The following is a 9134-nucleotide window of genomic DNA, read 5'->3' as shown; positions in this document are numbered from 1 at the left end:
CGCCGGTCTGACGCTGCTCGGCCCCGCGTTCGTCGCCGCCATCGCCTACGTCGACCCCGGCAACGTCGCCGCGAACCTCACGGCGGGGGCGGAGTACGGCTACCTGCTGCTCTGGGTCCTCGTCGCCGCCAACGCGAGCGCCGTGGTGGTGCAGTACCTCTCGGCGAAGCTCGGCGTCGTCACGGGCAAGTCCCTGCCGGAGCACCTCGGACTCCGCATGAAGCGCGCGCCCCGGCTGCTGTTCTGGGCGCAGGCCGAGGTCGTCGCCGCCGCCACCGACATCGCCGAGGTCATCGGCGGCGCACTGGCGCTGCACCTGCTCTTCGGACTGCCGCTCGTCGCCGGCGGGGTGATCACGGGCGTGGTGTCCATGGCGATCCTGCTCCTGCAGAACCGACGGGGCACACGGGCGTTCGAGGCGGTCGTCACGGCGATGCTCGCGATCCTGACGATCGGGTTCTGTGCGGGACTGCTGTTCGCGCACGTGTCACCGAGTGCGCTCGTCGCCGGGCTGGTGCCGCGGTTCGAGGGCTCCGGGTCGGTGCTGCTCGCGGCCTCGATGCTCGGCGCGACGGTGATGCCGCACGCGGTGTACCTGCACTCGGCACTCGCCCGGGACCGGCACGGCGACGTCCCCGCGGGACCGGAGCGCCGCCGTGTGCTCGTCGCGACGCGGTGGGACGTGGCGCTCGCGCTCGTCGTCGCGGGTGGGGTGAACGTCTGCATGCTCGTGCTCGCCGCGGCGACGCTGCCCGGGGTCGAGGGCACGGACACGATCCCCGGAGCGCAGGCCGCGATCGAGGCGAACGTCGGCCCGGTGGTCGGCGTGCTCTTCGCAGTCGGGTTGCTGGCGTCGGGGCTGGCCTCGACGTCGGTGGGCTGCATGGCCGGCGCGGAGATCATGAAGGGACTGCTGCACGTCCGGGTCCCGGTGGTCGCACGGCGGCTCGTGACCCTGGTGCCCGCGATCGTGCTGCTCGCGCTGAACGCGGACGCGACGATGCTCCTCGTGGTGAGCCAGGTCGTGCTGAGCTTCGGGATCGCGTTCGCGATCGTGCCGCTGGTGGTCTACACCTCGCGGCGGAGCGTGATGGGCGCCGACGTCAACGCGATGACCACCCGCGTGGTCGCGGGGGTCATCGCGCTGGTGATCGTGGCGCTCAACGTCGCGCTGGTCTGGCTGACGCTGGCGGGATGACGAACGGTACGGCGCGTGGGCACACGCCCGGCACCACGCCGGCCGCCGGGCTCACTCGACGACCTTGACGTCCTTCCAGAACGCCACGTAGCCCGAGTAGTCCTTGCCCACCCGGTCGAACGACGACGGGATCGGCGTCGGGTACGACCAGGCGCGGTCCGGCAGCTCCTGCCCGTCGACGTGCACCGTGTAGTACTGCGTGTCGCCCTTCCACGGGCAGTGGTACTGCGTGGGGCTCTCGGTGAGCAGCTCGGTCTTCACGCTCGACGGCGGGAAGTACCAGTTGCCCTCGATCTGGATGAGGTCGTCCTTGTCGCTCTCCGCGATCACGGTGTCACCGACGACTGCCTTCATGACGTGCTCCTTGCTCGGTCGTTGTCGATGCAGAACGCTACGCCCGGAGGGTGACGAGTTCCCCACCGCGCTCCAGCGCCGCGCGCACGGTCGCGGGATCGAGGCGACGCGCGCCCTCCGACGCGCTGACGAGGTGCCGCACCGCACGCCGGAGGCCCGTCGCGGCGGCACACGCGGCGGCCGCCTCCGGCGAGGTGTGGTCGATGCCGACCGCCGCGAGCGCGTCCACGACGGCGCCGGCGCCGAGGAGGTCCTCGACCGCGAAGTCCGGCGACCCGGGGGCGTCCCACGCCTCGCCCGCGGCGTCCGCCGCGTCCGAGTGGGCGTCGTGGTCGGCTCCGGCGGCGACGATCGCGACGACGCAGCGGTCGCCACGGTCGGCCTGGAGGCGCGTCACGCGTTCCGCGATCGCGGTCGCGTTGCCGAGGTGGCCGAGCACGACCTCCGGTCCGTCCGGCAACGCCGCGACCGCCCGGCGGAGCGCCTGGTCGTGGTCGTGTCGGCCGTGGTCGTGTGTGCCGGGGAGGACGTCGACCCAGACGAGGAGGTGCGTGCCGTGCGCGATCCGCTCGGCGCCCGCGGTCCCCCACGCGAACCGGACCTGGTACTGCTGCTGGGTTCGTTCTGGCACGCGCCCAGGGTAGTGGTCGCCGGGCAGCTGTCCTTCTCCACAGGCAGACCCTGCGCGTGAGTCCGGCACCGCCGCGGACCGTAGGATCCCATGCCATGGAGATCGCCCCCGTGCCCACCCTGACCGGCGACCGCGTGACCCTCGAACCGCTCGACGCCGACCACGCGGACGACCTCCGTGCAGCGGTCGCGGACGGCGACCTCTGGCGCACCTGGTACACGTCGGTGCCCGCTCCGGCGCAGGTCGACGCGGAGATCGAGCGCCGGCTCGCCGAGCACGAAGCAGGCCGGATGGTGCCGTTCGCGGTGCGTGACCGTCCGACGGGGCGGGTGGTCGGGGCGACCACGTTCATGAACGTCGACCGGTCGAACCGCCGGGTCGAGATCGGGTCGACCTTCCTCGGGCGTTCCGCGCAGCGCACCGGCATCAACACCGAGGCGAAGCTGCTCCTGCTCTCACACGCGTTCGAGTCGTGGCAGTGCATCGCGGTCGAGTTCCGCACGCACTTCCACAACCTGCAGTCCCGGGCCGCGATCGCCGGGCTCGGCGCGAAGCAGGACGGCGTCCTCCGCAACCACCAGCTCGGCCGCGACGGCACCCTCCGGGACACGGTGGTCTTCTCGATCATCGCGTCGGAGTGGCCCACGGTGCGGCTCGCCCTCGCCGAGAAGCTCCGGCAGCACGACCGCGCCGAGGGCTCCCGGCGGCGGTCGGCCCGGCACGCCTGACCGCGCGACGGCGCTCGGGTCGCCGACGGTCCGCGTCCAGCCCACCCGCGTAGCGTCCTCGCCATGCACGTTGGTCTGCGGATCGTCCTCGATGCCCCCGTCGACGCGGTGCGCGACGCCCTGATGTCCCCGGCCGTGATGGTCGCCGTGACGAAGCCGTTCCTGCGCTACCGCTCTCGGTCCCCGCAGGGCTTCCCGGAGCGGTGGACGCCGGGCGAACCGCACCCGATCGCCGCGGACGCCTTCGGCGTGGTCCCGAGCGGTGACACGCACGTCGACATCGACCGCTACGAGGTGCAGGGTGTCCCCGTGCAGCGCGACAACGGCGGCGGCGTCTCCGGGCTGTTCGGCCGCATGACGATGGCGCACCGGATGGCGACCGTCGACCTCGGCGACGGCCGGACCCTGCTGCTCGACCGCCTGACCTACCGGATGCGCCCGGCGGTGCTCGGCGTCGCGCTCTGGCCCGGCATGTGGGTCATCTGGCAGTGGCGTGCGCTTCGGATGCGGCAGCTCGCACCCGGCTGGCGGACGGGCGCCTGACCCGCTCCCGGAGCGACGCGCGGGGATGTCCCTGGCAGACCCGCGACGGCCGGGCGTAGCCTGCTGCCGTGAGCGACCCGGCTGCAGGAACCGAGACCGACACGACGACCGACCGGGCCGTGGCGAGCACGCTGGCCACGGTGGACTGGCGTCGGATGACCTTCGACCTCTACCGACGGGTGCGGGCGACCCCCGACCCCGAGACCGCACACGCCCTCTGGCGGGAGACGCGGGACGCGATGTTCGCCGACCACCCGGCGTCGCCCCTGCTCCCCGAGGACGCCGCGGGCTTCGAGTCGCTGCCGGTCCCGACGTACGACCCGGACTGGCGGTTCCGGGCCCGGATCGAGTCGGCCGAGCCGCAGGCGATGGACGTGGAGACGGGGACCGACGGCATCGTGCACTTCGACCGACTCGGCGTGGTGCGGCTGCCGGGCATCGGGACGCTCGACGTCTGGTCGCACGGCGGCTACGCGGGCGGGGTCTTCGTGCCGGTGAAGGACGCCAGCGCCGGGAAGGCCCGAGGCACCTACGGCGGTGGCCGCTACCTGCTCGACACGATCAAGGGTGCGGACCTCGGCGGCGAGGACGACGAGCTCGTCCTCGACTTCAACTTCGCCTACAACCCGTCCTGCGCGTACGACCCGGCATGGGCGTGCCCGCTGGCACCCCCGGGCAACACCGTGCCGGTCCCGATCCCCGTCGGCGAGCAGTACGACTTCTAGGGTGGAGCACATGACCGGTCTCGTGGCGCTCGACCGGGGCGGCAGCGTCCCGCCGTTCGAGCAGGTCCGTGCCCAGATCGCCGCGCAGATCGCGGCCGGGTACCTCGTCGACGGCACACGGTTGCCGAGCGTCCGGGCGTTGGCGGACGAGCTCGGGCTCGCGGCCGGGACCGTCGCGCGGGCCTACCAGCTGCTCGAGGAGGCCGGCCTGGTGCACACCGCCCGCGGTGCCGGCACGCGGGTGGTCCGGCCGGCCGACGTGCCGCAGGAGGTCGCCGACGCCGCGCACGCCCTCGCGGTCGCCGCGCGGAGCGCAGGGCTGTCTGCCGACCAGGCAGCCGCCGCGCTGCACGAGGCCTGGCCCGCCTGATCCGCTCGGGCGCCAGCCCGCCCAGGCGCGACCACGTGCCGGCGCGATCACATGACGCCGCGAGCGTGTGCCGGCGCGTCCGCCTGCGCGAGCGAGTGCTCGCGCGACCGGCGGGACTGGCGCGACCCGTGCCTCCCGGCCGGCCCGCGCAGCGCGCGTCAGCAGTGCTCGAAGACGTACCCGTCGTCGCCCGCAGGCACCAGGTCGCGGTCCCGGAGGATCGTCATCGCCGGGCGCTTCGTCGACGCGCACACCGACGACCACGGGCGCTTGCTGTCGTCGGTGTACTCGACGTCGATGACGCGCTTCCCGTACGCATTCGTGTACGCGCCGCACTCCTGGTAGACGAAGCACTCCTCGGCGACGACGAAGTCGAACCCGGTCTGCTCCCGCCCGGACGTTCCGAGCTGCGGGGTGTTCTTCTGCCCGACCGCGAGATCCTTGCCGTGCCCGAGCCGCACGAGCGCCGCGGCGAGCGCGAGGTTCCCGGAGCGCGTGAGCCTCCCGGCCGACCGCGTCCAGGAGTCGAGGTTGTCGAACTCGACGGCGTCGAAGCCCCGGTCGGCACACCGGGCGACGGTCGTCGTCAACACCCGGACGATGGTGGCGCGCTTGGCGGCGGTCGTGGTGTCGAGGAGCATCTCGTCGGGCCAGCCCGGGTCGGAGACGGGCTTGCCCGCCGCGTCGCGGAGGATCGCGGTCGGGTGGTCCCGCTCCCACATCGTGGCGTCCTCGGGCTGGGTCTGGAAGCCGTTGACGTAGCAGATCGAGTACTTCCCCTTCGCCGGGTGCGCGGTGCTGTCCCGCTCGACGATCGTGACCCCGGCCGGCGGGGAGTACGAGCCGCCGAGCTGGTAGTCGGGGATGCCCGAGGTGGGGAGGTTCCGGTACGAGGACGCCGGGACCGCGGTGGCGCAGGAGGCGGTGCCGAGGACGGCCACCAGGGTCGTCGCGACGGTCATCAACAGGGTCCTCGCGCGCACCCGGGCATCCTCGCACGCGCAGGGCGAACGGCCCCACCCCCGGTGCGCGGGGGTGCACCCGCTATGCTGGTGGTACTCGAGGCGCCGATCGCCTCGTGCGTCGTACGGACGCCCCCGACTCCCGACCACCCGATGGTCGATGATCGAGCACCTCACGCAGGTGCCCAGGCTCTCTGCTGCGGCGACTGCGCCAGCCACCCGTGCTGGTGCGCATCCCGCCCGCGCGCTGCACACGAGCGCGCCCACAGCCGGACGAACCGGCTGGAAAGGTCACGATGACCGCCACCACCACCGACATCCGCTTCTCCGACCTCGGCGTCCCCGCGCCGATGGTCGCCGTCCTCGCCGACCAGGGCAAGGAGACCGCGTTCCCCATCCAGGAGGACACGCTCCCCGACTCCCTGCAGGGCAAGGACGTGCTCGGCCGGGGCCGCACCGGCTCCGGCAAGACCATCGCCTTCGCCATCCCGCTCGTCGCACGGCTGGCCGCGAGCGGTCGCAAGCGCCGCGCCGGGCGTCCCCGGGCCCTCGTGCTCGCCCCGACCCGTGAGCTCGCGACGCAGATCGACGCCACGCTCGCGCCGCTCGCGAAGGCCATGGGCCTGAACACCACGACGATCTTCGGCGGCGTGGGGCAGGGGCGTCAGGTCGACGCCCTCCGCGGTGGCGTCGACATCGTGGTCGCCTGCCCGGGTCGCCTCGCCGACCTCATGCAGCAGGGTCACCTCACGCTCGCGGACATCGAGGTCACCGTCCTCGACGAGGCCGACCACATGGCCGACATGGGCTTCCTCCCCGGTGTGACGAAGATCATGCAGGCGACGCCCGAGCAGGGCCAGCGGCTGCTGTTCTCGGCCACGCTCGACAACGGCGTGGACAAGCTGGTCAAGAAGTTCCTGCACGACCCGGTCATGCACTCGGTCGACGACGAGACCAGCCCGGTCGAGGCGATGACCCACCACCTGTTCGAGGTCCCGGACGCCGACGCGAAGAAGGCGCTCGTCCGGACGCTCGCCTCGGGTTCGGGTCGTCGGATCCTCTTCATGCGCACGAAGCACCACGCGAAGCGCCTGGCGAAGCAGCTCACCAGCCAGGGCATCCCCGCGGTCGACCTGCAGGGCAACCTGTCGCAGGGCGCCCGGGAGCGCAACCTCGCCAAGTTCTCCTCCGGCGAGGCGCTCGTGCTCGTCGCCACCGACGTCGCCGCCCGTGGCGTGCACGTCGACCACGTCGAGCTCGTCGTGCACGTCGACCCGCCGACCGAGCACAAGGCCTACCTGCACCGCTCGGGTCGTACCGCGCGTGCCGGGTCCTCCGGCGACGTCGTCACGATCTCGCTGCCGACCGAGCGCCGCGACGTCGCGCAGATGATGCGTGCCGCCGCCATCTCGGTGAAGCCGCAGCAGGTCACGTCAGAGTCGCCGGCCGTGACGGCGCTCGTCGGTGAGGTCGCTCCGATCCGCCACCTCGCCCCGGAGCAGCCGGTCCAGCAGCAGCGGGCGCCGAAGCAGCGCTCGGCCGAGTCCGACAGCGCGGGCGGCGGTCGTCGTCGTGGTCGCGGCGGACGATCGGGAGGCGCGGGTCAGGCCGGACAGACCGCCCCGGCCACCGCGTCGGCCGGTTCGGGTAACCGGCGGGGTGGGCGTCCGGCGGACGCCGAGGCCGCACGCGGCGGACAGGTGACCGGTGGTCGTCGCGGTGGCCGCGGTGCCGACGCAGCGGCCTCGGGCGGTCAGCGTCGCGGGTCCGACGCGGCGTCGTCCGGCGGTCAGCGCCGCGGGTCCGACGCGGCGTCGTCCGGCGGTCAGCGCCGTGGCGGGAGCCGTCGGGCCTCGAGCGACGTCGTCCGGGGCGGGTCCGCTCCGGTGTGGTCGTCCGAGGGTGGCTACGCGGCGGGCCGTGGAGCCGGCGGCGAGTCGGGCGGGAGCCGTCGTCGTGGCTCGCGCCGTGCCTCCCGTCCGGCGGGCGCTGCCGACCGCCACTGAGGCGCGTCGTCCCCCAACCTCGACGTCTCCTCCGAACGTCGTCGGGTGTCGGGCGTACGTTCTGCTGCACCGGACGCCGCGCGAGCGGCTGACGGGGAATCGTCCGTCGTTGGAAGGAGACCGTATGGGTGGCAGCGAAGAGAACCACGCCGGCGAGAAGCTCGTCGGCAAGGTCAAGGAGGGCATCGGCAACCTGACCGGCAACGACAAGCTCAAGGCCGAGGGTCAGACCGACCAGGCCAAGGCGTCGGCCAAGCAGGGCGTCGACGACGTGAAGGACGCGGCGCACGGCGTCGCGGACAGCCTCCGCAACGAGAAGCACTGAAGCCGGTCGCACGACCGAGCTGCGAAGCCCCCGGGACCAGGTGGTCCCGGGGGCTTCGTCGTGTGCGGGGCGCGTCGCGGCGGGGCGCGTCGCGGCGGGGCCGCCGGAACCAGGTTCCNGGTCCGTCAGTGCAGGGCGCCGACCGAGGCGAGACCGGCCCGCAGGAGACTCCCGCGACCGCCCTCCATCTCCTCGGCCATCGCGGCGGAGGCCGCCTCGATCGGGCTCATCCACGTGAGCTCGAGGGCGTCCTGGCGCGGCTCGCACGTCCCCGTCACCGGGACCACGTAGGCGAGGGAGATCGCGTGCTGCCGCTCGTCGGTGTACACCGAGGCGCCGGGCAGCGGGAAGTACTCGGCCACCGTGAACGGGGTCGGGCTCGCCGGCAGCTGCGGGAACGCCATCGGCCCGAGGTCCTTCTCGAGGTGCCGGAACAACGCCGTGCGGATCGACTCGCCGTACATCACCCGTCCGGAGACGAGTGTGCGCGCGATCGACCCGCTCGGTGCCACGCGGAGGAGCACACCGACCTCGGTGACGACGCCGAGGCCGTCGGTGCGGACCGGGATCGCCTCGACGTAGCAGATCGGCAGGCGGCGGCGGATGTTCGCGAGTTCCTCGTCGGACAGCCAGCCGGAGTCGGGGTCGGGGGTGCGCAGCGAGGCCATGCACCGTGTCTACCAGGCACGGCGGCGAGTTCGGCGGATGCCACGGCTAGCGTTGGCCGCATGATCGACAGCGAGCACGTGCAGTGGACCCGGAGCCCGTCCGAACGTGGGGGCACCCCGCTGCTCGTCGCCATGCACGGGGTGGGGTCGAACGAACGCGACCTGCTCGGCCTCGCCCCGGCACTGCCGTCGGCGTGGACGATCGCGTCGCTGCGGGCACCGGGCGAGTGGGGGCCGGGGTACTCGTGGTACCCGCTCGGCACGCCGGGCTCCCCCGAGGTCGGCGCCGTCGACGAGGCGACCGCGGCCGTGCTGGCGTGGGTGGACTCCGTGGCCGCCGACCACCCGCGCATCGGGTTGCTCGGGTTCTCGCAGGGCGGTTCGATGGCCCTGCAGCTCCTGCGCGCCCGGCCGGCGGGGTTCGCGTTCGCGGTGTCGCTCTCGGGGTTCGTCGTGCCGGTGTCGGACTCCCGTGACGAGGCGGTCGCGGCGGTCCGGCCCCGGGTGTTCCTCGGGCACGGCGACCTCGACCCGGTCATCCCCGCCGAGGCCACCGCGCGGACGCAGGCGTGGGCGGCGGAGCACACGGACGTGACCGACCGGGAGTACGCGGGGCTGCCGCAC

At 73.3% G+C, this 9134-nt stretch carries 12 protein-coding genes; 8 read left to right on the top strand and 4 right to left on the bottom strand.

Annotated features, from left to right (window positions below; all coding sequences use genetic code 11):
* Positions 1-7 precede the first annotated feature (7 nt).
* Complete coding sequence (locus Csp2054_RS17415; protein WP_096900818.1) at positions 8-1198, top strand: Nramp family divalent metal transporter; 1191 nt, start codon at positions 8-10, stop codon at positions 1196-1198.
* A gap of 51 nt (positions 1199-1249) precedes the next feature.
* On the opposite strand, the gene Csp2054_RS17410 is transcribed toward Csp2054_RS17415, so the two are convergent.
* The gene (locus tag Csp2054_RS17410) at positions 1250-1552 is read right to left on the bottom strand and encodes a DUF427 domain-containing protein (protein ID WP_058724861.1); all 303 of its coding nucleotides are present in this window, start codon (positions 1550-1552) and stop codon (positions 1250-1252) included.
* A gap of 37 nt (positions 1553-1589) precedes the next feature.
* Positions 1590-2183 (bottom strand): 2-phosphosulfolactate phosphatase, encoded by a 594-nt coding sequence (locus Csp2054_RS17405; protein ID WP_096900816.1) that lies wholly within the window; start codon positions 2181-2183, stop codon positions 1590-1592.
* A gap of 95 nt (positions 2184-2278) precedes the next feature.
* Here Csp2054_RS17405 and Csp2054_RS17400 point away from each other — a divergent pair, with 95 nt between their 5' ends.
* The 4 genes from Csp2054_RS17400 (at position 2279) to Csp2054_RS17385 (ending at position 4549) form a co-directional block, all read left to right on the top strand.
* Positions 2279-2911, top strand: a complete 633-nt coding sequence (locus Csp2054_RS17400) for a GNAT family N-acetyltransferase (RefSeq protein WP_096900815.1) — start codon at positions 2279-2281, stop codon at positions 2909-2911.
* A 63-nt stretch (positions 2912-2974) separates the two neighbouring features.
* Entirely contained in the window at positions 2975-3454 is a 480-nt protein-coding gene (locus Csp2054_RS17395; protein ID WP_096900814.1) for a hypothetical protein, read from the top strand.
* A 155-nt stretch (positions 3455-3609) separates the two neighbouring features.
* Positions 3610-4179: a DUF1684 domain-containing protein gene (locus tag Csp2054_RS17390; RefSeq protein ID WP_096900817.1), complete on the top strand. Its 570-nt coding sequence runs from the start codon at positions 3610-3612 to the stop codon at positions 4177-4179.
* A 10-nt stretch (positions 4180-4189) separates the two neighbouring features.
* Complete coding sequence (locus tag Csp2054_RS17385) at positions 4190-4549, top strand: GntR family transcriptional regulator (RefSeq protein ID WP_176491776.1); 360 nt, start codon at positions 4190-4192, stop codon at positions 4547-4549.
* Between the two features lie 158 nt (positions 4550-4707).
* On the opposite strand, the gene Csp2054_RS17380 is transcribed toward Csp2054_RS17385, so the two are convergent.
* Complete coding sequence (locus Csp2054_RS17380; RefSeq protein ID WP_096900812.1) at positions 4708-5532, bottom strand: endo alpha-1,4 polygalactosaminidase; 825 nt, start codon at positions 5530-5532, stop codon at positions 4708-4710.
* A 275-nt stretch (positions 5533-5807) separates the two neighbouring features.
* On the opposite strand from Csp2054_RS17380, the gene Csp2054_RS17375 reads away from it, so the two are divergent.
* Together Csp2054_RS17375 and Csp2054_RS17370 are read left to right on the top strand one after the other, a co-directional pair.
* Positions 5808-7517 (top strand): DEAD/DEAH box helicase, encoded by a 1710-nt coding sequence (locus Csp2054_RS17375; RefSeq protein WP_096900811.1) that lies wholly within the window; start codon positions 5808-5810, stop codon positions 7515-7517.
* Positions 7518-7641: 124 nt separating this feature from the next.
* Positions 7642-7842: a CsbD family protein gene (locus Csp2054_RS17370; RefSeq protein WP_096900810.1), complete on the top strand. Its 201-nt coding sequence runs from the start codon at positions 7642-7644 to the stop codon at positions 7840-7842.
* 125 nt (positions 7843-7967) lie between these two features.
* Here the strand turns inward: Csp2054_RS17370 and Csp2054_RS17365 are convergent, their stop codons facing one another.
* On the bottom strand, positions 7968-8510 hold the full coding sequence (locus tag Csp2054_RS17365) for a DUF4916 domain-containing protein (protein WP_096900809.1): 543 nt from the start codon (positions 8508-8510) through the stop codon (positions 7968-7970).
* A gap of 60 nt (positions 8511-8570) precedes the next feature.
* Between Csp2054_RS17365 and Csp2054_RS17360 the strand changes: the two genes are divergently transcribed.
* Positions 8571-9134: alpha/beta hydrolase (locus Csp2054_RS17360; RefSeq protein ID WP_096900808.1), on the top strand; the 564-nt coding region annotated here is incomplete at its 3' end.

This window comes from Curtobacterium sp. 'Ferrero' (genome assembly GCF_002412165.1).
In the GTDB taxonomy this organism is placed as follows: domain Bacteria; phylum Actinomycetota; class Actinomycetes; order Actinomycetales; family Microbacteriaceae; genus Curtobacterium.
This window is presented reverse-complemented; position numbering and strand designations above follow the sequence as displayed.

Excerpts from the sequence above, each read along its gene's own strand:
- Csp2054_RS17395 (WP_096900814.1), top strand. The coding sequence starts at position 2,975 with ATGCACGTTGGTCTGCGGATCGTCCTCGATGCCCCCGTCGACGCGGTG.
- Csp2054_RS17390 (WP_096900817.1), top strand. The coding sequence starts at position 3,610 with ATGACCTTCGACCTCTACCGACGGGTGCGGGCGACCCCCGACCCCGAG.
- Csp2054_RS17370 (WP_096900810.1), top strand. The coding sequence starts at position 7,642 with ATGGGTGGCAGCGAAGAGAACCACGCCGGCGAGAAGCTCGTCGGCAAG.
- Csp2054_RS17365 (WP_096900809.1), bottom strand. The coding sequence starts at position 8,510 with ATGGCCTCGCTGCGCACCCCCGACCCCGACTCCGGCTGGCTGTCCGAC.
- Csp2054_RS17400 (WP_096900815.1), top strand. The coding sequence starts at position 2,279 with ATGGAGATCGCCCCCGTGCCCACCCTGACCGGCGACCGCGTGACCCTC.
- Csp2054_RS17385 (WP_176491776.1), top strand. The coding sequence starts at position 4,190 with ATGACCGGTCTCGTGGCGCTCGACCGGGGCGGCAGCGTCCCGCCGTTC.
- Csp2054_RS17410 (WP_058724861.1), bottom strand. The coding sequence starts at position 1,552 with ATGAAGGCAGTCGTCGGTGACACCGTGATCGCGGAGAGCGACAAGGAC.
- Csp2054_RS17375 (WP_096900811.1), top strand. The coding sequence starts at position 5,808 with ATGACCGCCACCACCACCGACATCCGCTTCTCCGACCTCGGCGTCCCC.